The sequence below is a fragment of the Mycobacterium hubeiense genome, from assembly GCF_002838065.1.
Taxonomy (GTDB): domain Bacteria; phylum Actinomycetota; class Actinomycetes; order Mycobacteriales; family Mycobacteriaceae; genus Mycobacterium; species Mycobacterium hubeiense.
Window position 1 is genome coordinate 95,792 of the sequence record NZ_PIZU01000016.1, and the last position, 21,685, is coordinate 117,476.

Here is a 21,685-nt window from a genome sequence, read left to right on the forward strand (position 1 = left end):
GTATTGTACTCGCATGAGCGCTTTTCACCGTTCGCCATGATGTCCTCCTGAAATAGGCGTGCCGAACATCGTGGCGCCAGGCAGCCGCGGATGCGCGAGTAGACGACTACTCGAATTTCGTCGGTGTGCCTGGCCGTGGCCACGTACCGCTCTCACGGCCGGATGGCGTCGATCGCCCGGTAGATGCGCTGCTCGCTGACGGGCCGGGCGGTGCCCACCTGTTGCGCCCACAGGCTCACCCGCAGCTCCTCGATTTGCCAGGCGATGTCACGGACATCGTCGGCGGCGGCCCGCGAGGGTGACAGCGCCTTCACCAGGTCGTCGTAGGCGTCCTCGACGGCGTGCACGCGCAGCATCCGTTCACGGTCGGCTTCGATGCCGTGGGGGAGCCGCTCGAGGCGGCGTCCGACGGCGGTGAGGTAGCGCGCCAGGTCATTCAAATGCGTTGCGCCACTGGCGGTCACGAAACCCGTCGGCAGCAGCCTGTCCAGCTGGGCGCGGATGTCGGCGATCGCGTCCGCCTGCGCCGCAGACGGCTTGTCCGGTAGCGCGACGTGCACCCCGTGCGCAGCGGCGAGCAACTTGTCCACCCGGCCGACGATGTCCAGCGTCGTCGCCACCAGCCGGCCGGCCACCCGATCCCGTAGCGCACCGAACTCGGCCCGCGTCCACACCGGCGCGGTGACCAACGCGTCGACCGCGGCGTCTGCGCAGTCGTCGAGCAGCGCGTTCAGCGAGCCGTCCGGATTGCCGCGCAAAACCAGTCGCGCGCGTGGATCCAGCGCCCGTTCAACGGCTTTGACTGGCGACGGGATCGACAGCCGCAGTAACCGCCGCAGCCCCGGACCTATTGCGGCGTCTTGTTCCCCGCGCGTCGCGAACACCCGCAGCTCCACGGCCGCCCCCGCGTCGACGAATGCGGGGAAGCCCTGCACCCGGTGACCCCCGCTGATGCGCTCCACGGTGCGGGGTACCTCGTCGAGATCGTCGGGCCACGCGCGCAGCCCGGTGCACTCCAGCCCGTCGGCGACAGCCTGGGCCACCGCCGCCCGCGCCGAACCGGCCAGCCGGTCCTGCAGGGCGGCGAGGTCCTTGCCGCGGGCCACCTCGGTGCCGTCGGCGGATTCGACGGCGAACGTCACGCGCAGATGCGGGGGCACCTTGTCCAGGTCGAACGCATCGATCGGCACCAGAATGCCGGTGAGCCTGCGCAGCTCACGCTGCACGGCCTCCAGTAGCGGTCCGCTGCCCGGATCCAGCCCAGCCACCACCGCCCGCGCGGTATCCGGCGCAGGAACGAAGTTGCGCCGCAGATCTTTTGGCAGTGAGCGGATCAGTGCGGTGACGAGTTCTTCGCGCAATGCCGGGACATGCCAGGCGAACTCGTCGCCGCCCAGCCGCGCCAGTACCTCCACGGGCACGTGCACGGTCACACCGTCGTCCTCGGCGCCGGGTTCGAAGCGGTAGGTCACCGGCAGCGCAAGGTCGCCGGCCTGCCAGGTGTCGGGATGGTCGACCGTCTCGTCCTTGCGCAGCAGCTCGTCACGGGTGAACGTGAGGAGGTTCGGCGTGCGGTGCCGCTGCCGCTTCCACCAGGCGTCGAAGTGCCGCGCCGACACCACGTCGGCGGGGATGCGGGCGTCGTAGAGGGCGTAGATCTCGTCGTCACCCACCACCAGGTCGCGTCGACGGGCCCGCTCCTCCATCTCGGTGAGTTCGGAGAGCAGCCGCGCATTGTCGCGGAAGAAGTGGTGCCGCGTCTGCCAGTCGCCCTCGACCAGCGCGTGGCGGATGAACAATTCACGCGCCAACTCCGGTTCGATCTGCGAATAGTTCACTCGCCGGCGTGGCACCAGCGGCAGCCCGTAGAGCGTCACCCGCTCGTACGCCATCACCGCACCGCGCTGGGCGTCCCAGTGCGGCTCGCTGTAGGTGCGCTGGACTTGCTCGTCGGCGATTCGTTCGACGATCTCGGGTTGGATGCGTGCCGCGATGCGACCGTACAGCCGGCTGGTCTCGACGAGGTCGGCGACGACGATCCAGCGCGGCGGGCGTTTGGTCAACACCGAGCCGGGCGCAAGAACGAACTTCGCGTTGCGGGCGCCGGTGTATTCCCGCGAATCCCCTTCGCGCAGACCGATGTGCGACAACAGCCCGGCAACCAGCGCGGCGTGCACCGACGCGGGATCGGCGGGCTCATCGGACTCGCGGATGCCGAGATCGCGGGCGATCGTGCGCAGTTGCCCGTGCAGGTCCTGCCACTCCCGGATGCGCAGGTAGTGCAGGAACTCTTCGCGGCACATCCGCCGAAATGAGTTGCCGGAACGCGCTTTTCGCTGCTCCCCCAGATAGCGCCACAGGTTCAGGTAGGACATGAAATCCGAGTGATCGTCGGCGAACCGGGCGTGCTTCTGCCGTGCCGCCTCCTCGTGGTCGGCGGGCCGCTCCCGCGGGTCGGGGATCGACAACGCCGCTGCCAGCACCAGTATTTCGCGCACGCAGCCCTCGGTGTCGGCCTGCAGGATCATCCGGCCGATGCGCGGGTCGAGCGGCAACCGGGCCAGCCGACGGCCGAGATCGGTTATCGCGCCGCCGGAATCGAATGCGCCGAGCTCCTGCAGCACGGTCACGCCGTCGCGGATGCTGCGCCGCTCCGGCGGGTCGAGGAAGGGAAACTCCTCGATGTCGCCGAGATGCAGCGCCGCCATCTGCAGGATCACCGCGGCCAGGTTGGTGCGCAGGATCTCCGGCTCGGTGTAGCGCGGCCGCGACGCGAAGTCGTCCTCGGAGTAGAGCCGGATGCACACGCCGGGTGCCACGCGACCGCAACGGCCGGCCCGCTGCGCCGACGACGCCTGCGAGATCGGTTCGATAGGCAGCCGCTGCACCTTGGTGCGCCGGCTGTAGCGGGAGATCCGTGCGGTGCCGGGGTCGACGACGTAGCGGATGCCCGGCACGGTCAGCGATGTTTCGGCGACGTTGGTGGCCAACACGATTCGACGACCGGCGTGCGGCGCGAAGACCCGCTGCTGCTCGGCGGTGGGCAGCCGCGCGTACAGCGGCAGCACCTCGGTGTGTGGCCCTACCGCGCCGCGCAATGCCTCTGCGGTGTCGCGGATTTCGCGTTCACCGGACAGGAACACCAGCACGTCGCCGGGCGGCTCCGTCGATAGCTCGTGCACCGCGTCGATGATGGCCTCGGTCTGATCGCGTGGCTCGACCCGAACGATCTCGTGGTCAGGGTCGTCGGGGTCGTCCTCGTCTGCCACCGGCACCGCGACGTCCAGCGGGCGGTAACGGATCTCGACGGGATACGTCCGCCCCGACACTTCGACGATCGGCGCCCCACCGAAGTGCTTCGAAAAGCGGTCCGGCTCAATGGTCGCCGACGTGACGATCACCTTCAGGTCGGGCCGCCGCGGCAGCAGTTCCCGCAGATAGCCGAGCAGGAAGTCGATGTTGAGGCTGCGCTCGTGGGCCTCGTCGAGGATCAGCGTGTCGTAGCGCAGAAGGCGGCGGTCCCGCTGGATCTCGGCGAGCAGGATGCCGTCGGTCATCAGCTTGACCAGGGTGCGATCGCTGACCTGGTCGGTGAACCGCACCGTGTAGCCGATCACGTCGCCCAGCGGCGTGCCCAGTTCGTCGGCGATGCGGGCCGCGACCGTGCGAGCCGCCAGCCGGCGCGGCTGGGTGTGACCGATGGTGCCGCGGATGCCGCGGCCCAACTCCAGGCAGACCTTGGGCAGCTGGGTGGTCTTGCCCGACCCCGTCTCGCCGGCGACGACGACCACCTGATGGTCGCGGATCGCGTCGGCGATCTCGCCGCGGCGCTCGCTGACCGGCAGGTCGGGGTAGCTGATCGTCGGAACGGCGGCCGATCGGGTGGCCACCAGCGCTTCGGCCGCGCTGATCTGTTCCGCGATCCGCTGTAAATCCCGCCCGCGCGAATTCTTCAGCCGACGAGCGAGCCGGACGGCGTCGCGGATCGTCAGGCCGTCGAGGCGCTCACGCAGCTGCGCAACAGACGGTCCGGACACTCCGGCAAGGATAGGTGCCCGTCTCGGGCGTTCACACCTGCGCGTACGCCCGCGCCGCGGCCTTTTCCTCGTAGTAGCGCGCCCGCTCGTCGACCGCGGCCAAGAACTGCGCGAGGGTCTCGCGCGCCTGCTCGCCGTCGGGGCCGAAGTCCGACCGCTCGAAGATGCGCCAGTAGCGCAGGATCGGCTGCAGCACGTCGTCGTGGTGGATGCGCAGATCGTAGATGCCGGCCTTGGCGATGGTGATCGCGTTCTCCGCGAAGCCCTCCATGCCGGCGCCGGGCATCTGGAATCCGACGATCTCCTTACAGATCGCCGCCATGGCGGCGTCGGGTTCGATCTCGAGGGCGGCGGCCATCAGGTTGCGGTAGAAGACCATGTGCAGGTTCTCGTCGAGCGCGACCCGCGCCAACAGCTGATCGGCGATCGGGCAGCCCGACGCCCTGCCGGTATTGCGGTGTGACACCCGTGTCGCCAGTTCCTGGAACGACACGTAGGCCACCGCCTCCAGCGGCGTCTTGTCGCCCGAGTCGTATCCGGCCACCGTGTGCGCCATCCGCATGCGTTCCAGGTTGGACGGGTCGACGCCGCGGGTGACCACCAGGTAGTCGCGGATCGCGATGCTGTGGCGGCCCTCCTCGGCGGTCCACTGGCCGACCCACTGGCCCCACGCGCCGTCCCGGCCGAACCTCGTCGCGATCTCGCGGTGATACGACGGCAGGTTGTCCTCGGTCAGCAGGTTGAGCGTGAGCGCGGCCTGTGCGACCGGATCGAGCGGGCTGTCCTCGGGTGTCCAGTCCTCGCCGCCCAGGAACGCGAAGTCACGGCCGCGGCTCCAGGGCACATAGTCGTGCGGATTCCACGGGCGCGCCACGGAGAGATGGCGTTCGAGGTTCGCCTCGACAACCGGTTCCAGCTCAGTGAGCAGGCGGGTTTGTAAGTCAGTGACCATCGTGTGCCTTCCAAATCACCTTCCGGGACCCAACCTACGCTACCGTAGGTTACGCAACCGTAGGAAGTCCAGACGCCAAATTGCCTTCCGTAGGCTGGTTGAGGTGAGTGTTCAACCCGCGGTTCTTCAGGACAGCTTCGCCCGCGAGCTGCCGGAGCTGGCGGTGCGCTGGCAGGCCCAGGCGGTGTCCGATCCGCAGCTGATCGTGTGCAACGAGTCGTTGGCCGCCAACCTCGGACTCGACGTCGACTGGCTGCGCAGCCCCGACGGCCTCCAATTCTTGGTCGGCGCCCGCCTTCCCGACGATGCGACGCCCGTCGCGCAGGCCTACGCCGGTCACCAATTCGGCGGGTTCGTCCCGCGGCTGGGCGACGGCCGCGCGCTGCTGCTCGGAGAGGTCGTCGACGCCAAGGGCCGACGGCGCGACATCCATCTCAAGGGTTCGGGGCAGACGCCGTTCGCGCGCGGCGGCGACGGGTTGGCCGCGGTCGGTCCGATGCTGCGCGAGTACATCGTCAGCGAGGCGATGCACGCGCTGGGTATCCCGACCACCCGGTCGCTGGCCGTCGTCGCCACCGGCCGCCCCGTGCAGCGGGAGACGCTCTTGCCCGGCGCGGTGCTGGCCCGGGTGGCCAGCAGCCATCTGCGCGTCGGCACGTTCCAGTACGCCGCGATGACCGGCGACGTCGAACTGGTTCGCCGTCTCGCCGACCACGCGATCGCGCGGCATCATCCCGCCGCTGCCGAAGCCGACAACCCTTATCTCGCACTGTTTGACGCGGTGATCGCGGCGCAGGCCGCGCTGGTGGCGCGATGGATGCTCGTCGGGTTCGTGCACGGGGTGATGAACACCGACAACATGACGATCTCCGGCGAGACCATCGACTACGGGCCGTGCGCCTTCATGGAGGCCTACGAACCGGCGACGGTGTTCAGTTCGATCGACTCGTGGGGCCGTTACGCGTACGGCAATCAGCCGCCGGTCGCCGAGTGGAACCTGGCCCGGTTCGCCGAGACGCTGCTGCCGCTGTTCGCCGACGACCAGGAAGCCGCGGTGGCGCTGGCGATGGAATCACTCAGTGTGTTCCGTCGGCGCTATGACACGGCGTGGTCGGCGGGGATGCGGGCCAAACTCGGGTTGGGTCCGTCGGACGCGGGCCCGCTGATCGACGAACTCTTAGCGCTGCTGCAGGCCAACCGCGTCGACTACACGTCGTTCTTCCGTCACCTCGGCGAACACGCCCGCGGCAACCCTGAACCCGCCCGTGGCCTGTTCGCCGACCTGGCCGGGTTCGACTCGTGGGCGGCGCGCTGGCGGGCGTTGGGCCCGGACGCTGCGCTGATGGACCGCTCGAATCCCGTCTACATCCCGCGCAACCACCTCGTCGAGGAGGCGCTGGTGGCGGCGACGGGCGGTGATCTGGCTCCGCTCGAACAGTTGATGACGGCCGTCGTCGCGCCGTTCGACGAGCGTCCCGGTCTGGAGCGCTACGCCGAACCCGCGCCGGACGACTTCGGGGACTACCGAACTTTTTGCGGGACTTGACGATCGACTCGCCTTAGACTGGGCCTCCCATGACTCACTCCGTACGACGCCTCGCGACCTCGGCGCTCGCAGTGGCATTGCTGGCAGCGCCGATGGTCGCGTCGCCGGCCATCAGCTCGGCCTGCCCGCCCGGTGAAACGGGCGTCACCAACGGCTGCGCACCGTTCTGCCTGCCGGGGATGTACCTGAGCACGCAGACAGGGCTGTGCACCAAGCTGCCGCCCCCGCCTGCGCCTCCTGCGCCGCGCTAGCCCGCGTCGGGATTGCGCTGACGGTCGTGAATTCCGTTAGACCGCAGCCCTGAATGCAATCTCAATCGCGGGCAGCGGGCCCGTCGGGCCGTCGCCGAATGTGTCGCGTGCAGCGGTGGTAGCCCGCCCGCCTGAGCTCGCATTGACCAAGTACTTGGAGTGCTACGCCCGCGAGGCTGCAGTTACCGAGGCCTCCACTCGAAAAACGTCTCGGTAACTACAGTTTCGCGGCGGTCACGGCGTCCGAGACGTGTTGAGGTGCGAGTGGCGATAGCTGTAGAGGCCGTAGATCAGCAGCCCGATGACGAGCCAGATACCGAACCGCATCCAGGTGGTCGACGTGAGGTACGTGGTCAGCCAAATCGATGACGCCACCCCGATGAGCGGAACGATGGGCATGCCGGGGGTGCGGAATCCACGCTCGATCTCAGGAGAGCGGTAGCGCAGCACGATCACCGAACTGCACACCACCGCGAAGGCCAGCAGGATGCCGATGTTCGTCAGCTCGGCCGCCTCGGCGATCGGCAGAAAGCCGGCGATCAAACCCGAGCCGATGCCCACTATCCAAGTAACCCGAACGGGCACACGGTGTTTGGCGTCGACCGCAGCAAACCAGTGGGGCAGCAAACCATCCCGTGACATCGAGAACCACACCCGCGTCACCGCGAACATGAAGGTGAACATCACTGTGGCGATGCCGAGGATGGCCCCGACCGAGATCAGCGTCGCGATGCTCGGCAGCCCGACGTCCTCGAACGCCTGCGCGAAAGCCGATTCCGAGTCCAGCTCGCTGTAGTGCACCATCCCGGTCAGCACCAGACAGGCCAGCACGTAGAGCGTCATCGAGATGGCCAACGAGATGATGATGGCCTTGGGAAGCACCCGCCGGGCATGCGCGGACTCCTCGGCAGCGGTGCTCATCGCGTCGTAGCCGAACACCGCGAAGAACACCACCGACGCGCCGGCGAACACCCCGCCCCACCCGAACGGCAGGAACGGCGTGTAGTTGTCGGTGTTCACGTAGAACACACCGAGCCCGATGATCAGCAGGACGAGCGCGACCTTGAGCCACACCAGCGCGCTCTCGAAACGGGCTGCGTTGCGCACCCCCCGCGTCAGCACGAAGGCGATGAGCAGACACAGCAGAAGCGCGAACAGATCCACCACGCGGTCCGGCTGTGAGGGGTCGCTGCCCGGCGCCCCGAGCATCCACTCGGGCAGTCCGATCCCGAGCTGTTCGACGAGGAACCCGAAGTAGCCGGAGATGCCGATGCCGACGACGGCGACGATCGCGGTGTACTCGAGCAGCAGATCCCAGCCGATGAACCACCCGACGCCCTCGCCGAGGACGGCGTAGCCGTAGGTGTAGGCCGATCCGGCCTTGGGGATCATGCCCGCGAATTCGGCGTAAGACAACGCCGCACAGGCGCTTGCGACGCCGGCGACCAGGAATGACAACAGCACGCCGGGGCCGGCGGAGTCCTTCGCCACGGCTCCGGCCAAGGAGAAGATGCCGGCGCCGATGATGCCGCCGATGCCGATGGCGGTCAGCTGCCACAGGCCCAGCACGCGTTGGAGCCCGCCGCCTTCCTCGAGGTCCTCCGGCTCGATCTCGTCGACCGGCTTACGACGAAAGATCCCCGTTGGGGACGCGTTCAGGATGCTCATCGTGTCCAGGCTTACTCTCTTCGAGCCCGGTTCGAAGCAAATCCCACGCAAGACGTCGCGCTTCAGCCGCCCGGGCGTGCATCAGCTGCTGCACGCCCGGGATCGGGTTGGGCTGCGGATCGTGCCCGTCGACCACGGCGGTGTGCACATCCTCGGCCACGCGAATCGCCATCAGCGCTGCCTCGTTGACGCGGTTGAGCGCTTCGTGCAGACGGTCGTCCTCGATGAGCAGGTGGGCATTGTTGAGCTCCACCGAAAAGTCGTGCACGACTTGGCTGATCTGCTCGAAGATCGGGTTCATCGCTTGCTCGCGCTCGTCGCGGTCTTCGATGCGCATAATGCTCGCGCCCTGGTTCCACAACGATGCCAGCATGTGCGTGTGCGCGACGACGGCGCGCGATACCTCGATCGTCGCCTGCTTCTCGAGCTGTCTGCGTAGATGGAACCGCTCGACGCGGGCCAACTCCTGCGCAGCCGCCATCTCGGCGCGGTGCAGCGACTGCTGCGCGTCCATCTGGGCCTCATGAAGCGCACGTGTGAGCCTGAGCTCCTTGGCGAAGCGCTCCGATGCGGCGGCGAGGTCCTTGCGTGCGCGGTCGATTGCCTCGGCGGCGTTCCTGTTCGCCTGCTTCTGCAGGCTGACGGTGTGCCAGATGGAGACCATGACGACCGTGAAAACGACGGCGCCGAAGAACCACTCGGACTTGGCGCCGATTTCTCCGGGGCTGAAGGCGATGAACCAGACGATCGCCAGCGCACCCGCAAGACCCGCCGCAAGCCAGGCTGCGGTGCGCCAACCCGCGAGCCGGTCCGGCACGTCGGGCTCAGGCTCGGCGGCCGGCACGGCCGGTATCGGCTGCGTCGAATCACTCACGCCGCCGCGTGCTGCAGGCGGCGGGGTCCACGTTTCTTGCAACACTCCGGTCATCGTGGCCTCCCATTGCCCTGAGCCTTCCCGCCATGCGGGTTCAGACTAAGGAACGTCTGATGCAGCGGCAGCATGGGCTGCCCATGCGGCGCTCGTACCGCTCGCTGTGACGCGACACACCATCGAACGCTAATCTCATCCGGTGCTCACTTGCAGCGGTGCGCGTGGACCCCACCTCGCGTCTGCTGCACACCCACCACGGAACTGACCGCTAGAGAATTGAGGGCCCATGGCACCGCAACCCACGCCGCAAGGGGATTCGTCAATCATCGTCAACCTCTCCGAGGCTGCGATGCATATGTACAGCGCCGCGATCGACGCGCTGCCGTTCCCCGAGGACAAGAAGTTCCACAAGCGCGCGGATGTCGTTCTGTCGGGCATGCGCAAACTGCGCGCCGCGCTGGCCGAGGCAGCAAGCAGCACCAGGCCGTCACCCGGGGTGATCGTCGCGCTGAGCAACGTCCGGCAGCGGTACGACTCACTGATGGCGCACGCCGCCGCGGCGCCGGGATCGAGTCTGGGACAACAGTTGTACGTCGCGCGCATCAACGCCAAGCTGTCCGCCCAAGAGCTCGCCAACGGGGCGGGGCTGACGCCGGAGCTGCTCGACGAGCTCGAGGCCGGCGCAACCCCCACCAGCGAGCAGGCGACGAAGATCAAGGAAGCGCTCGCCGCCCTCGGTGGTGTGCCGGGTACCGAACACCTCGACCAACCGGCACCTGCGCCCCAGGATCACCCGGAGAACCACGTCAACGGTTGGGACCAGGCCCTCGTCGGGGAAGGCGCCGGCTAACCGGCGAGGTCGTCTGACCGGCCGGCGCGCAGTCGCGACCACTGGGCGATCGGCCGCCCATTGCTTCGAGTGTTGGACCCGTCGACCTGCCACTGCTGTGGCCAGCCGGGCGGCGAGTCCTCCCATGGCTCTTGTCGGCCGTAGACCGTGAGGTCCATCAGCGCATAGCTGTAGTCCATCACCTCGACACCGCGGAGCGTCGTCCAGTACGTCTCGAAGACGCGCCCACCGTCACGCAGGTAGCACACAAGGTGCATCATGCCGACGTGGCGCCCGAAGAGCAGTGCGTCGAGGGACGGCAGTGCCGAGTACCACGGCACGTCCCAACCCATGAAGTCGTGGTAGCGGATGCTCTCGTTGAATGGTCCCTGACAGAAGACGGCGTACGTGATGTCGCGTGAGTGCAGGTACGACAACTCTGCGACCTGGGTGGTGCACCAGGTGCATCCTTCGCACTGCTCTGGCGCGGGTCGACCGGCATGCCACATGAAGTAGTACGCGACCAGCTGTCGGCGCCCTTCGAAGGCGTCTAGCAGGGTGAGCGGTCCGTCGCGGCCGATCAGCGTCAGGGCCGGGTCGACTTCGACCATCGGCAGGCGTCGGCGCGCCGCCGCAATCGCGTCACCCTCTCGGGTGTGCGCTTTCTCCCGTGCCCGCAGCCGCTCTATTTCCGCCTCGAAAGTGGCGCGGTCCACCACCGCGGGCACCGCCGGTACATCGTCCATGACATTCCCCTTATTCGACGAGATCGGCTTGCGCCGGCCCGAACAGGTACAGGTGATCGAGCACTCCAGTCGGGTCACCCGACCAGTCCATGGCCGCCAGCTGGCTGCGGCTGCGACGGCCGGTGCGCCAGCGCAGCGTCTCGAAACGCGTTGTGGTGAGCGCGAGTTCGGGCTCACCGTCGGGCCCGCTGCGGTACTCATCGTCTTCGACCCTCACCCGTAGCGGCACCGGCGGCTCCAGCATCGCGAGCAGCTCGTCGGCGATGCGCCGCACCCCGTCCGAGTCCCGGGCGCCGGGCCGGTCCAGGGCACCCCGCAGGTCGTGCTCGTGGATGACGATGTCGCCGAGCGGCGGCTCCAGCCCGGTGGTTTCGGCAAGCTCATGCAGGCGGGCCGACGCGTCGGCCCAGGTGGCCAGGATCGCGTCGATGTCGACTCCGCTGAACCGGGCAACCTGCGCGGCAGTCTGTTCATCGGTGGCCGGTCCGGCCAGCCGTCCACTCGCCCAATCGTCGGCGACGGCCGCAAGATGGGCCAGCACGTCGCGCACCGACCACTCGGGACACGCGGGAACTACAGTGGCCCAGCCCTTCTCGTCGAGCCCGGACACCAACGCGGTGATGCGGTCCATGGTTTCCCGATAGAGCCGCGAATCGGTGGTCACGTGTCGTCCCCGTACTCGTCGTGCCAACGCCACCATTCGTACGGCGGCGACTGCGGGTAGCCCTGCGGTGAATCCTCCCAATCCTCCTGGCGCCCAAGTGCCGTCATGTCCAGCAGGTTCCAGGTGTTGACGAATGCCTCGTCGCCGCGGTCGTTGATGAAGTAGGTGCGGAACACCCGGCCGTCGTCGTCCCGGATGAACGCATTGGTGCCATGCCACTGGTCGCAGTCGATGTCTTTGTCGAAGCTGTCGGTGATGGTGTACCAGGGAATGTGTTCCCAGCCCATCCGCTTCTTCAGGCGCGCGATGTCGGCCTGCGGTGCGGGCGAGGCGTAGACGAACGTGGTGTCGCGGGCATTCAGGTGCGCCAGGTTGCCGACGTGGTCAGCCATCAAAGAGCAACCGACGCAGGCATGTTCGGGCCAGCCGTGCACATCGGGTTGATAGAACGCGCGATAAACGATCAGCTGCCTACGCCCCGCAAACACCTCGAGTAGGCTCACTCTGCCGTCGGGGCCGTCGAACTCATACCGCTTCTCCACCGGGGTCCACGGCATTCGCCGACGCAAGGCGGCCAGCGCATCACGGGCGCGCGTCAGCTCCTTCTCCTTGACCAGCAGCTCCCGCCACGCGGTCTGCCACTCCGCAGCGGAGACGATCGGGGTTGTTCTCATGCCTCTCCCTGATGTTCAACAGTTCAGTTGAATGTCTGGCTCCAGCACACCACGGTTTGCCGCTATAGTCAACAAGGTGGTTGAAGATCAGGCTCTTGACCGCACGTACGCCGCACTCGCCGACCCGACGCGCCGCTGGCTGCTGGAGACGCTGCGCCAGGGCGACGCCCGCATCACCGATCTGGCGGCGCCGCTGCCGATGACCTTCGCCGGGGTATCCCGCCACATCGGGGTGTTGGAGTCGGCCGGCCTGGTGCAGCGTGAGGTCCGCGGCCGCGAGCACTGGGTATCGCTGGCGCCGGACGGGTTGACGATGGCCAAGCAGTGGATCAACGAGCAGACCGACTTCTGGGAGACGCGCGCGGATGCACTGGCCGCGCGGCTACGCCGGAAGCGCCGCGCACAATGACCGCGGCACCGACCGTGCGGGTACAACGCGTGATGCCGGCCGCGCCGGACGTGGTGTTCGACCAATGGCTCGATCCAGAAGCGTTGGCGGAGTGGATGTGTCCGCGCCCGACCTATTGCGTCTCAATCGTCGTCGAACCTCATGTCGGCGGGAAAGTGCACTTCGACGTCGACGATTCCGGCACCAGCGTCCTGATCACCGGCCGCTTCCTGGCCATCGACCGACCCCGCCTGCTGCGCTTCACGTGGAGCTCGTCCGACTTTCCCGACCCCACCCTCGCCAGCATCGTCAATGTCACCTTCGAGCCGCACGGCGAGGACGAGACGCTGATGTCGATCGAGCATTCCCTCTTGCCGCCAACGGAATTCGACAACTACAACAGCGGGTGGGCGCTCACCTGCGACCAGCTTGCGACGGTTCTGCGGGCGTGAACTCGATGTGCAGTTCGGTCAGGCCGCGCAACAGGAAGGTGGGCTCGTAGGAGTACCGGCGGGCACCTGCGGGTCCGTGTGCGGATTCGTCGATCCGCAACTCGCGCGTCCGGTCGAGGAGCCGGCGCACGGTGATCTGCCCCTCGACTCGCGCCAGGGGCGCGCCCGCACAGGTGTGGATACCGCGCCCGAAGGCGATGTGCTCGCGCACGTTTCGCCGCTCTGGGCGAAACTCATTCGGATCCTCGAACTTTCGCGGGTCTCGGTTGGCGGCGCCGAGGCACAGCATCACTACTGTCCCGGCCGGAATGTGCACGCCACCAAGGGAAGTGGTCTTGCGGGCCAGCCGGAAGTCGACCTTCGTCGGGCTCTGCATCCGCAGCGCCTCTTCGATGAAACCCGGGATCATTTCCGGCTTCTCGCGCAGCATCTGCTGGAACTCAGGACGTTCACCCAACGTCTGCACCGCCGCACTGAGCAGCTTGGTGACGGTCTCCTGACCCGCCGCGAACAAGAATGTGGCCGGTCGCACGACCTCGAGGAGCTCGGGTGTCGATCCGTCCGGATAGGTGGCGGTGGCCATGCCGCTGAGGACGTCGCCGCGCGGTTCACGGCGCCGCTCGGCGATGTATGCGCTGAATTTGTCGTCGAGATACTGCAGCGGATTGAGGCCGACGGGTTCGCCGTCCAGCGCGCCCACCCTGCTGCCGGGCGCCCGCCCCGCACCCAACGCGTGCCGGATCTCGTCGCGATCCTCCTCCGGCACCCCCAGCAGGTCGGTGATGGCCAGCGTGGCGAAGGGCTTGGCGTATTCGCTGAGAAACTCGCAGCGGCCGTTGTCGATGAACTCGTCGAGCTGGCGATCGACCAGCTGCCACATGTAGTCCTCGTTCTCCTTGAGCCGGCGCGGCGTGAGGAGCTTGCTCAGCAGCGACCGCGCGCGCTCATGGGCTGGCGGATCCATGACGACCATGTGCTCAAAGATCGGGAACTCATGCCGGTGCGCCTCGATCTGCTCGGTGATGTCGTCACCCTCGGGTTCGAATGGCAGCGGCGGGAACGGGCCGCCGATCGCGTTCACCGCCGAGAAAGATTCGGTGTCCTTGAAGGCCGCCACCACCTCCTGATAACCCGTGACGGCGACGACGCCGTGGTGCGGCTCGCGGAAGACCGGGCCTTGGCTCCGCAGATACTCGTAGTACTCGTAGGGGTTCTGGCTGACGGCTTCGTCCGAGAAGTAGTCCACCGAGGCGAGATCGGTCATGGTCTCGCTGTCCTTTCATCGGGCGTCCAGAACTGGTCGATCGATCAGCTTGTTAGGATGAGCCATGCCTACCACGGGCGGCGAAGAACCGTCAAGAATTCACCGCGGCGGAGCCCGCTGAATGCCCGCCGCCGCACGCGCGTCGAAGCCCGTCGATGCCCGCCGGCGATTGATCGAGGCGACCGCCAAGATCATGCGCGACGACGGGTATGCCGCCGCGACCTCGCGGCGCATCGCCGCGGAAGCCGGGGTCAAACAGGCGCTGGTCTACTACTACTTCCCCACGATGGACGATCTGTTCGTCGAGGTGTTGCGCACCGGCGCCGAGGCGTCGCTCGAACGGATGCGTGCCGCCCTCACCGATGACGACCCGCTGCGGGCGTTATGGCAGGTCAACAGCGATTCTCGGCTGACCGGCCTCTACACGGAGTTCATGGCACTGGCCAACCATCGCAAGGCGGTCGGGGCCGAACTCAAGGCGTACGCGGAACGGGTACGCGACATCGAAACCGCGGCGGTGACCGTCGCACTGCGCGCCGACGGCATCGACCTCCGCGAGTATCCACCGATGGCGATCTCCATGCTGATCGCCCAAACGGCGCGCAGCTTGTGCAACGAGAGTGCCATCGGAGTCACTGCGGGTCACGACGAGTTGCGCGCATTCGTGAATCGACTGCTGACTCTGCTGCGCGCCGCCAGCTCGAGTGTTGACAGCAGCGCCGATTAGTGCCACCGTTCCTGATCGATCGACAAACAATTTCGGGAATCTGAGGTGGAGTCATGAGCGGGCGCGTAGAGGGCAAGGTCGCATTCATCACGGGCGCTGCACGCGGCCAAGGTCGCAGCCACGCGGTACGACTCGCGCAGGAAGGCGCCGACATCATCGCCGTCGACGTGTGCGCGGCCATCTCCAGCAACACGCAGATCCCGGCTGCAACACCCGACGACCTCGCGCAGACTGCCGATCTCGTCAACGGCCTCAACCGCCGCATCGTGACCGCCGAAGTCGACGTGCGTGACTTCGACGGGCTGAAAGCAGCGGTGGACAATGGCGTCGAGCAGTTGGGTGGGTTGGACATCGTCGTCGCCTACGCCGGCATCGGAAACGGCGGCGAGACCTTGGACAAGACCAGCGAAGACGACTGGCGCGACATGATCGACGTCAACCTGTCCGGAGTATGGAAGACGGTCAAAGCCGCTGTACCGCATCTGCTTTCCGGGAACCGCGGCGGTTCGGTCATCCTCACCAGCTCGGTCGGCGGCCTCAAGCCGTATGCGCACACCGGCCACTACATCGCCGCCAAGCACGGCGTGATCGGGCTGATGCGCACCTTCGCCGTCGAACTCGGGCAGCACTTTATCCGGGTCAACGCGGTGTGTCCCACGAATGTGAACACACCGCTGTTCATGAACGACGGAACCATGAAGCTGTTCCGGCCGGATCTGGAGAATCCGGGTCCGGACGACCTCGCCGTTGCGGCGCAGTTCATGCACGTCCTGCCGATCGGCTGGGTTGATCCGATCGACGTCAGCAACGCCGTGCTGTTCCTGGCGTCCGACGAATCTCGTTACATCACGGGGCTTCCCGTGACCGTCGACGCCGGCAGCATGTTGAAGTGACGCCTACGGGCAGGCGACCTCGATCTCGAAGGGCTTGTTGACGGGCTGCATGGGGTTGGCCATGTCCACACCCGTCGCGGTGCCGGAGATCTTGTAGGTGTTGCCGTCCTTCTCGGCCTTGGCCTCGCCCTGGCCGGTGCCGCTGGTGTAGCCGAGCGTCACGCCGTTGACGTTGCCCAGTCCGACCGAGCTGACGGTCGGCGAATCGCCCTCGCTGACCACGGCGGCGATGCCGGTGGCGGCGCCACCGATGGCGATGTTCATGTTGCCGCCCATCGCGCTGCACACCACGGTGCCCTCGACGTTCTGGTCCTGGCCGTCGATGATGACCTTGGTTTCACTCGCGCCCGCTTCGGCTTCCGCCGTCGCCTCCGCAGTGGTGGCCGGGGACTCCGACTTGTCCTCTGACGAGCATCCCGACAGACCGGCGACGACGATCGCCGCGCCGCCGACGCCGATCAAGAACCCACGCTTCATCTTGTTCTCCTTTGCGTTGTGTCAAGACATGGTTCGACGACGGCAACGTAAATCGGGGCCGACCACGTGGCTGGGGTAATCCACTACCTCAGTTTTTTGGTGGGCGGGGCACGAACCTTTAATTGGGGTAGCGCGTTACCCCAGCCGCCGCCGTGGCAGTGCGGCAGCGTTCCGCTATGACCTCCGACCCTCGCCGCGCCGCGTCGCTTGCTCGATTACCGCTGCCGTACGCGACGGCGCTGCGGTTACGGGAGGCGGGCATCGGTGACGACGTCATCGCGGAGTGCATCGGCGTGGATCTGGATGCGTTGCCGACGCTGATGCGGTTGGCGGAGGCGAAACTGGCTGCGGCCCAACGTGATGAGCCACCCGAGTGACGTCAGTCGCGCGTGTACTGGATGGTCGCAGCGCGCCGCAGATCTTCTGACGTCGGACCCATGTCGACGGTGTAGACGAGGGCCTGTGCGCTGATGTCGGTGATGCTGTGGCGCGATGCGAGCCGCTGGCCGGCGATGTATTCGTGGCCGTCGAAGACGACGTTTCCGTCGTCCCAGTGTCCGGTGAAGAACCCGGGTTCGGGGCTGGATGAACTCAGCCAATGCAGGTGGTAGGCGGCCTCCGCCGCGCTCCAGATGATGAAGCCGGCACCTTCGAACTCGCCCGAGTCGCCGTGGGCGCGGGTGTCGAAGAGTACCGACCAACGGCCGGGCCCGACGCGGCACTGCTCCCAGCCCACGCTGGTTCCGCCGGCCGGCAGCTGGGGGTTCGGCTCGTAGGTCACCCGGCACTGCCAGCGTCCTTCGAGTACATCGATGAGTCGGTCCATCTCCGACAGCACCACAGCCATGATGACCCTTCCTATTACGAGACTTTAGTTTCGATACTACGGTATTGTATATTGGCACAATGCCGGTGCCGGGTCAAGGGGTCGGGCGACCCCGCAATAGCGCGATCGATGCGGCGATCCTCGTCGCGGCGCGCGAGCTGTTGGCCGAGGTCGGCTATTCGCAGGTCACCATGGATGCGACGGCGGCGAGAGCCGGCACGTCGAAGGCCGCGATCTATCGCCGGTTCACATCCAAGGCGGAGCTGTTGTTCGCCGCCGGCGTGCACGGCGCCGACCCGCAGCCCCCCGCCGACACGGGGTCGTTGCGCGGCGACCTGCTCGCGTTGGCCAACCGCATCCGCACGGACATGTCTGCGCCCGCCGCGCGCGAGGTCGCACCGCACGTGATCGCCGAGATCAGTCAGTCGCCGGAGCTCTCGGAGCGGTTGCGCAGCGTGTTCGTGGCAACCGAACGCGAGGAAATCGACGCGATCCTGACCCGCGCCGTGGACCGCGGTGAGTTGTCGACGATGCCACCGGTCGCCACCGTGCACCGCATGCTCGGCGGAGCGCTGTTCTTCACGATCATGGTGATCGACGAGGATCTCGACGACGCAGAGCTGGGCAGAGTGGTCGACGTACTGGCCGCCGGCCTATCCGCTAACTAACGCTGGCCCTGCAGCGAGATGACGGTGATGTCCGGCGGCGCACCGATGCGGACCGGCGGACCCCAAAACCCTGCGCCCCGAGTGACATACAGCTGTGTGTCATCCACTGTGGACAGCCCGGCGAGGGTCGGCTGCGCGAGCCGGACGAGGTAGTGAAACGGCCACATTTGCCCGCCGTGGGTGTGACCGGACAATTGCAGGTCGACACCGCGGGCGGCGGCCTCCTCGACCACGACGGGTTGATGCGCGAGCAATACGGTGGGTTGGGCCGCATTCACGCCGGCCAGCGCGCGGTCGAAGTCCGGTGCGTCTGAATACGACTCGCCCGCAATGTCGTTGACACCAGCGAGATGGAACGTCGCAGAGCCGCGGCGAATCGGCGTGTTCTCGTTGCGTAGCGGCTGTACGCCGAGCCGCTCCAGCTCGCGCAGCCAGGAGAAGGGGTCGTCGACGAAGTACTCGTGGTTTCCGGTCACGAAGAAGGTGCCCTCGCGAGATGCCAAGTCGCGCAATGGCTCCACCGCAGACCCGAGCTCGTGCACGGTTCCGTCCACGACGTCGCCAACGATCGCGACGAGATCCGGTGAGGTCTCGTTGATCATCTCGACGATGCGCTCAGTGTGCGCTCGACCCGACAGCGGGCCCAGGTGGATGTCCGAAACAACCGCGATCCGAAAGTCATTGAAGGCCGGATCGAGTTTCCGCAGCCTGACCGGAACCTGTAGCAGCGCCGGCGGCCCCAGTGCGTTGGCGGCGCCCACACCGACGAGGCCTGCCGACGCGGCGCCGGCAGCCACGGCGCCGGCCCGGGCGATGAAGAGGCGGCGACTCAGCAGCGTGGAGTTGTCAGGCGCCTCGGCGGGTGTCTGTTGGACCCGCCTGCGCACCATCCAACGCCATACGAGCCGAATCGGCTCCTGCACAAGCAAAGTCAAGAACAGATAGGCGGCGAGGCCGAACCAGAAATAGCCGGGCCATGCGAACCAGGTGGATTCGGTCAGCCCGATGATCCGCGGCAAGATCAGTGTCACGACGAGCACCGCCGTCAGCGCAATGAGCACGGCCGTGAGAATCCACCTCGTGCGGCCAGGTCGAGTCGTGTCCTTGATCAGGCGCTTCCACAGGTAGAAGTGCATCAGCGCGAGGACCGCACTCAGAACGACAATGAACATGCATGTCCTTTACCGGTGGCAGTGGCCTCGACGTTAGCGTGCTCAGCGCGACCCAGCGCGCCCAAATCGCCACCTTCGGCGCGCCGGTAGGGTGGTGTCAGTCCCACATCGCTACCAGGAGAGACACGCGTGACCGACGACGACCAGGCCCGCGAGGGCTCTGCGCCATCGCGTGGTCTCTGGCGACCAGAGGTCGACCCCGCTACCCAGCGGGGCTTTGGCCGGCCCGCCGGTGTCGAGAGCGCTTTCGCGAGTCCAGACCGCACGCCGGATCAGGGCGAGTTCACGCCCACGAATCAGCCGCCCCACCGCGTCCTGGCCGAAGCGTTCCCGGTGCCCCAGCCCGTCGAGGAACAAGACACCGGCGAAGAACCTGATGAGTTCGGGCGTGAGGCCGACGCAGCCCCCGAACCAGCCATGCCCGCCCAAGTACAGCCCGCGGCGCCGACGGGCAAGCTCGGCGTTCGCGACGTGCTCTTCGGCCGCAAGCTGACGCGGCTGGCGTTGGCCGTCCTGGCCGTCATAGCGCTGGTGCTGGGGCTCCTCGGAGGCTGGGTAGGTCGCAAGACCGCCGAGATCATGGAGGCGTTCACGACGCCGAAGGTGTCGTTGTCGACGACAAACGACGGCGAGCTGCCCGAGGGTCGGTTCGCGAGAGTCGCAGCGGCCGTGGCGGATTCGGTGGTCACGGTCGAAACGCTCAGCGAATCGGAGGGCTCGCAGGGCTCGGGTGTCGTCGTCGACGGCCGCGGTTACATCGTCACGAACAATCACGTGATCGCCGAAGCCGCAAGCGATCTGGACAAGTACAAGATCACCGTGGTGTTCAACGACGGCAAGCAGGTGCCCGCCAACCTCGTCGGCACCGATCCCGACACCGACCTGGCTGTGCTCAAGGTCAGCAACGTCGACAACCTCACCGTCGCGCGCCTGGGTGACTCCGACCGGCTGCGCGTCGGCGACGAGGTGATCGCGGCCGGTGCCCCGTTGGGCCTGCGCAGCACCGACACCCAGGGCATCATCAGTGCGCTGGATCGCGCCGTGCGCCTCCCCACTGACAGCTCCGACGACATCGTCATCGCCGCCGTGCAGACCGACGCCGCCATCAACCACGGCAATTCCGGCGGCCCGCTGATCGATATGCACGGCAACGTCATCGGCATCAACACCGCCGGCAAATCTCTTTCGGACAGCGCCAGCGGCCTCGGCTTCGCCATCCCGGTCAACGAGGTCAAGCACGTCGTCAACACCCTCATCCGGGACGGCAAGATCGCCCATCCCACATTGGGACTGACCGCCGAATCCGTCAGCGACACAGCCGCTTCCGGTGCCCGAGTGACGAAGGTGACGCCCGGCGGTCCGGCCCAGCGGGCCGGGATCGAGGACGGTGACATCGTGGTCAAGGTCGGTGACCGCGCGATCGCCGGGGTGGACGAGTTCGTCGTCGCGGTTCGCCGGCTCAAAGTCGGCAAGGACGCGCAGATCGAGGTAAAGCGCGAGGGCAAGCCCGTCACGTTGACGATCACCCCAGAGGCGGAGAAGTCTCGATAACCAGACAGCCAGGCCGCGAGACTGTCGTTACCGGGCTCTTCACTCGCACTTTCGCACGGTAACGACAGTTTCGAGACGTCTAAGCTGGGCCGTGATTGCGGACGAGCGTAATAGGGGGCACTTCGAATGTGGACATCTGTTCGCCATCTGCTTCTGATCGTCATGCTGACGCTGGCGCCCATGGCGGCGGTGACGGTGGCCACGCCGGCGGTGAGTTCGGCCCAGTGCGCCAACGGCGAGTGGTGGGACCCCAAGGCCAACATGTGTCGGCCGCCGGATGCGCCGCTGGCTCTACCGTGTCCGGGCGGCCAGTGGTGGGATCCAACGGCCAATACCTGCCGGCCGCTGGGCGTCGGCCCGCAACCGCTGGGATGCGTCCCGGGCCAGTGGTGGGATCCGACGGCGAATGTGTGCCGGCCGCTGGGCGTGGGGCCACAACCTCTCGCGTGCAACAACGGTTGGTGGTGGGACCCGACGTCCAACGCGTGCCGCCCACCGTTGATACGGCCCTGATGCCTGTTTGGTTCTCGAGTCATGGGAGCCGAACGCATCACCCGCGACCAGGTATTGGCCTACCGCGCGTGGGTGCATGACCTGGAGGACCCAGCACAGCGGATCTCCGATTGCCGGGTGCTCGACATCGGGGTGCAGGACACGCCGCCGGGGACCACGGCCGCCGACGCATTTCGGGTCCGGCTCCCACCCGACGCGCAGGCTGATCCGTCGCGCAGCCGCGCCCTGGTGCTTGTGCATTCACTGCGCGGAACCATGCACGTGCACCGCCGACGCGACCTCGCTCTGCTGGCGAGCGCGTTGCGGGTCGAGGACCCGCGGCAGCTGCTGCGCGCGGCGCACGGGCCGTTCTTCTCGGAGTTGTCGCAGCACGGGATCGCCGTCGACGCCGCGTTCGACGAGGTGGCCGCCGCGATGCGCGACGTGATGAGCGACCGCGCGGTTCGGACCAAAGGCGAGTTGTCGGCATTGGTGAGCCGCCGGGTGCGCGCCGAGCTGACGCCGTGGTGCGGCGGT

At 67.1% G+C, this 21,685-nt stretch carries 23 protein-coding genes; 12 read left to right on the forward strand and 11 right to left on the reverse strand.

From position 1 onward, the window contains the following. Positions 1–152 precede the first annotated feature (152 nt). Entirely contained in the window at positions 153–4,037 is a 3,885-nt protein-coding gene (hrpA, locus tag CWS39_RS14480; RefSeq protein WP_102143609.1) for an ATP-dependent RNA helicase HrpA, read from the reverse strand. A gap of 31 nt (positions 4,038–4,068) precedes the next feature. Beyond that, positions 4,069–4,989: an acyl-ACP desaturase gene (locus CWS39_RS14485; protein ID WP_102143610.1), complete on the reverse strand. Its 921-nt coding sequence runs from the start codon at positions 4,987–4,989 to the stop codon at positions 4,069–4,071. Between the two features lie 103 nt (positions 4,990–5,092). Between CWS39_RS14485 and CWS39_RS14490 the strand changes: the two genes are divergently transcribed. Then, a complete protein-coding gene (locus tag CWS39_RS14490; protein WP_199178122.1) occupies positions 5,093–6,535 on the forward strand; it encodes a protein adenylyltransferase SelO in 1,443 nt (480 codons plus the stop codon). 29 nt (positions 6,536–6,564) lie between these two features. Further along, on the forward strand, positions 6,565–6,786 hold the full coding sequence (locus tag CWS39_RS14495) for a hypothetical protein (RefSeq protein WP_102143611.1): 222 nt from the start codon (positions 6,565–6,567) through the stop codon (positions 6,784–6,786). Between the two features lie 234 nt (positions 6,787–7,020). Here the strand turns inward: CWS39_RS14495 and CWS39_RS14500 are convergent, their stop codons facing one another. Both CWS39_RS14500 and CWS39_RS14505 read right to left on the reverse strand, forming a co-directional pair. Further along, positions 7,021–8,454 carry an amino acid permease gene (locus CWS39_RS14500; protein ID WP_102143612.1) on the reverse strand — a complete coding sequence of 478 codons (1,434 nt, stop codon included), beginning with the start codon at positions 8,452–8,454 and terminating at the stop codon, positions 7,021–7,023. Further along, complete coding sequence (locus CWS39_RS14505; RefSeq protein WP_233213513.1) at positions 8,411–9,298, reverse strand: hypothetical protein; 888 nt, start codon at positions 9,296–9,298, stop codon at positions 8,411–8,413. Before CWS39_RS14505 ends, CWS39_RS14500 begins: the two co-directional genes overlap by 44 nt. Before the next feature lie 313 nt (positions 9,299–9,611). On the opposite strand from CWS39_RS14505, the gene CWS39_RS14510 reads away from it, so the two are divergent. Continuing rightward, a complete protein-coding gene (locus CWS39_RS14510; RefSeq protein WP_102143613.1) occupies positions 9,612–10,175 on the forward strand; it encodes a helix-turn-helix domain-containing protein in 564 nt (187 codons plus the stop codon). Here the strand turns inward: CWS39_RS14510 and CWS39_RS14515 are convergent. From CWS39_RS14515 to CWS39_RS14525, 3 genes are read right to left on the reverse strand one after another with little or no spacing between them, the layout of a single operon-like run. Further along, entirely contained in the window at positions 10,172–10,900 is a 729-nt protein-coding gene (locus tag CWS39_RS14515) for a DUF899 family protein (RefSeq protein WP_102143614.1), read from the reverse strand. The genes CWS39_RS14510 and CWS39_RS14515 overlap by 4 nt on opposite strands. A 10-nt stretch (positions 10,901–10,910) precedes the next feature. Further along, complete coding sequence (locus CWS39_RS14520; protein WP_233213514.1) at positions 10,911–11,564, reverse strand: maleylpyruvate isomerase family mycothiol-dependent enzyme; 654 nt, start codon at positions 11,562–11,564, stop codon at positions 10,911–10,913. Then, positions 11,561–12,238, reverse strand: coding sequence for a DUF899 domain-containing protein (locus tag CWS39_RS14525; protein WP_102143616.1), 678 nt, complete (start codon positions 12,236–12,238; stop codon positions 11,561–11,563). Before CWS39_RS14525 ends, CWS39_RS14520 begins: the two co-directional genes overlap by 4 nt. Positions 12,239–12,314: 76 nt before the next feature. Here CWS39_RS14525 and CWS39_RS14530 point away from each other — a divergent pair, with 76 nt between their 5' ends. After that, complete coding sequence (locus CWS39_RS14530) at positions 12,315–12,647, forward strand: ArsR/SmtB family transcription factor (RefSeq protein ID WP_102143617.1); 333 nt, start codon at positions 12,315–12,317, stop codon at positions 12,645–12,647. Beyond that, a complete protein-coding gene (locus CWS39_RS14535) occupies positions 12,644–13,078 on the forward strand; it encodes an SRPBCC family protein (protein WP_102143618.1) in 435 nt (144 codons plus the stop codon). The genes CWS39_RS14530 and CWS39_RS14535 overlap by 4 nt, the downstream gene beginning before the upstream one ends. Here CWS39_RS14535 and CWS39_RS14540 read toward each other — a convergent pair. Continuing rightward, a complete protein-coding gene (locus CWS39_RS14540) occupies positions 13,041–14,342 on the reverse strand; it encodes a cytochrome P450 (protein ID WP_102143619.1) in 1,302 nt (433 codons plus the stop codon). The two genes, CWS39_RS14535 and CWS39_RS14540, sit on opposite strands and share 38 nt — an antisense overlap. Before the next feature lie 121 nt (positions 14,343–14,463). On the opposite strand from CWS39_RS14540, the gene CWS39_RS14545 reads away from it, so the two are divergent. Both CWS39_RS14545 and CWS39_RS14550 read left to right on the forward strand, forming a co-directional pair. Then, complete coding sequence (locus CWS39_RS14545; protein ID WP_102143620.1) at positions 14,464–15,069, forward strand: TetR/AcrR family transcriptional regulator; 606 nt, start codon at positions 14,464–14,466, stop codon at positions 15,067–15,069. A gap of 53 nt (positions 15,070–15,122) precedes the next feature. Next, positions 15,123–15,962, forward strand: a complete 840-nt coding sequence (locus CWS39_RS14550) for a mycofactocin-coupled SDR family oxidoreductase (protein WP_102143621.1) — start codon at positions 15,123–15,125, stop codon at positions 15,960–15,962. A 3-nt stretch (positions 15,963–15,965) separates the two neighbouring features. On the opposite strand, the gene CWS39_RS14555 is transcribed toward CWS39_RS14550, so the two are convergent. After that, positions 15,966–16,439, reverse strand: a complete 474-nt coding sequence (locus CWS39_RS14555) for a lipoprotein LpqH (protein ID WP_102143622.1) — start codon at positions 16,437–16,439, stop codon at positions 15,966–15,968. A gap of 176 nt (positions 16,440–16,615) precedes the next feature. Between CWS39_RS14555 and CWS39_RS14560 the strand changes: the two genes are divergently transcribed. Beyond that, positions 16,616–16,816 carry a hypothetical protein gene (locus CWS39_RS14560; RefSeq protein ID WP_102143623.1) on the forward strand — a complete coding sequence of 67 codons (201 nt, stop codon included), beginning with the start codon at positions 16,616–16,618 and terminating at the stop codon, positions 16,814–16,816. 2 nt (positions 16,817–16,818) lie between these two features. Here the strand turns inward: CWS39_RS14560 and CWS39_RS14565 are convergent, their stop codons facing one another. Continuing rightward, complete coding sequence (locus tag CWS39_RS14565) at positions 16,819–17,286, reverse strand: DUF1579 family protein (RefSeq protein WP_102143624.1); 468 nt, start codon at positions 17,284–17,286, stop codon at positions 16,819–16,821. A 59-nt stretch (positions 17,287–17,345) separates the two neighbouring features. On the opposite strand from CWS39_RS14565, the gene CWS39_RS14570 reads away from it, so the two are divergent. Next, positions 17,346–17,933 carry a TetR/AcrR family transcriptional regulator gene (locus CWS39_RS14570; RefSeq protein ID WP_102143625.1) on the forward strand — a complete coding sequence of 196 codons (588 nt, stop codon included), beginning with the start codon at positions 17,346–17,348 and terminating at the stop codon, positions 17,931–17,933. Here CWS39_RS14570 and CWS39_RS14575 read toward each other — a convergent pair. Then, positions 17,930–19,105 (reverse strand): metallophosphoesterase, encoded by a 1,176-nt coding sequence (locus CWS39_RS14575; protein ID WP_102143626.1) that lies wholly within the window; start codon positions 19,103–19,105, stop codon positions 17,930–17,932. The two genes, CWS39_RS14570 and CWS39_RS14575, sit on opposite strands and share 4 nt — an antisense overlap. A 129-nt stretch (positions 19,106–19,234) precedes the next feature. On the opposite strand from CWS39_RS14575, the gene CWS39_RS14580 reads away from it, so the two are divergent. From CWS39_RS14580 to CWS39_RS14590, 3 genes are all read left to right on the forward strand, one after another. Then, positions 19,235–20,656 carry a S1C family serine protease gene (locus CWS39_RS14580; protein WP_102143627.1) on the forward strand — a complete coding sequence of 474 codons (1,422 nt, stop codon included), beginning with the start codon at positions 19,235–19,237 and terminating at the stop codon, positions 20,654–20,656. 126 nt (positions 20,657–20,782) lie between these two features. Next, entirely contained in the window at positions 20,783–21,169 is a 387-nt protein-coding gene (locus tag CWS39_RS14585; RefSeq protein WP_102143628.1) for a hypothetical protein, read from the forward strand. Positions 21,170–21,190: 21 nt separating this feature from the next. After that, positions 21,191–21,685: DNA glycosylase AlkZ-like family protein (locus CWS39_RS14590; RefSeq protein ID WP_142386848.1), on the forward strand; the 495-nt coding region annotated here is incomplete at its 3' end.

What these genes read in the sequence shown, in the direction of transcription:
- CWS39_RS14485 (WP_102143610.1), bottom strand. Translation starts at nt 4,989, where the DNA reads ATGGTCACTGACTTACAAACCCGCCTGCTCACTGAGCTGGAACCGGTT.
- CWS39_RS14495 (WP_102143611.1), top strand. Translation starts at nt 6,565, where the DNA reads ATGACTCACTCCGTACGACGCCTCGCGACCTCGGCGCTCGCAGTGGCA.
- CWS39_RS14525 (WP_102143616.1), bottom strand. Translation starts at nt 12,238, where the DNA reads ATGAGAACAACCCCGATCGTCTCCGCTGCGGAGTGGCAGACCGCGTGG.
- CWS39_RS14535 (WP_102143618.1), top strand. Translation starts at nt 12,644, where the DNA reads ATGACCGCGGCACCGACCGTGCGGGTACAACGCGTGATGCCGGCCGCG.
- CWS39_RS14545 (WP_102143620.1), top strand. Translation starts at nt 14,464, where the DNA reads ATGCCCGCCGCCGCACGCGCGTCGAAGCCCGTCGATGCCCGCCGGCGA.
- CWS39_RS14550 (WP_102143621.1), top strand. Translation starts at nt 15,123, where the DNA reads ATGAGCGGGCGCGTAGAGGGCAAGGTCGCATTCATCACGGGCGCTGCA.
- CWS39_RS14515 (WP_102143614.1), bottom strand. Translation starts at nt 10,900, where the DNA reads ATGGACGATGTACCGGCGGTGCCCGCGGTGGTGGACCGCGCCACTTTC.
- CWS39_RS14510 (WP_102143613.1), top strand. Translation starts at nt 9,612, where the DNA reads ATGGCACCGCAACCCACGCCGCAAGGGGATTCGTCAATCATCGTCAAC.
- CWS39_RS14500 (WP_102143612.1), bottom strand. Translation starts at nt 8,454, where the DNA reads ATGAGCATCCTGAACGCGTCCCCAACGGGGATCTTTCGTCGTAAGCCG.
- CWS39_RS14575 (WP_102143626.1), bottom strand. Translation starts at nt 19,105, where the DNA reads ATGTTCATTGTCGTTCTGAGTGCGGTCCTCGCGCTGATGCACTTCTAC.
- CWS39_RS14565 (WP_102143624.1), bottom strand. Translation starts at nt 17,286, where the DNA reads ATGGCTGTGGTGCTGTCGGAGATGGACCGACTCATCGATGTACTCGAA.
- CWS39_RS14570 (WP_102143625.1), top strand. Translation starts at nt 17,346, where the DNA reads ATGCCGGTGCCGGGTCAAGGGGTCGGGCGACCCCGCAATAGCGCGATC.
- CWS39_RS14555 (WP_102143622.1), bottom strand. Translation starts at nt 16,439, where the DNA reads ATGAAGCGTGGGTTCTTGATCGGCGTCGGCGGCGCGGCGATCGTCGTC.
- CWS39_RS14540 (WP_102143619.1), bottom strand. Translation starts at nt 14,342, where the DNA reads ATGACCGATCTCGCCTCGGTGGACTACTTCTCGGACGAAGCCGTCAGC.
- CWS39_RS14585 (WP_102143628.1), top strand. Translation starts at nt 20,783, where the DNA reads ATGTGGACATCTGTTCGCCATCTGCTTCTGATCGTCATGCTGACGCTG.
- CWS39_RS14560 (WP_102143623.1), top strand. Translation starts at nt 16,616, where the DNA reads ATGACCTCCGACCCTCGCCGCGCCGCGTCGCTTGCTCGATTACCGCTG.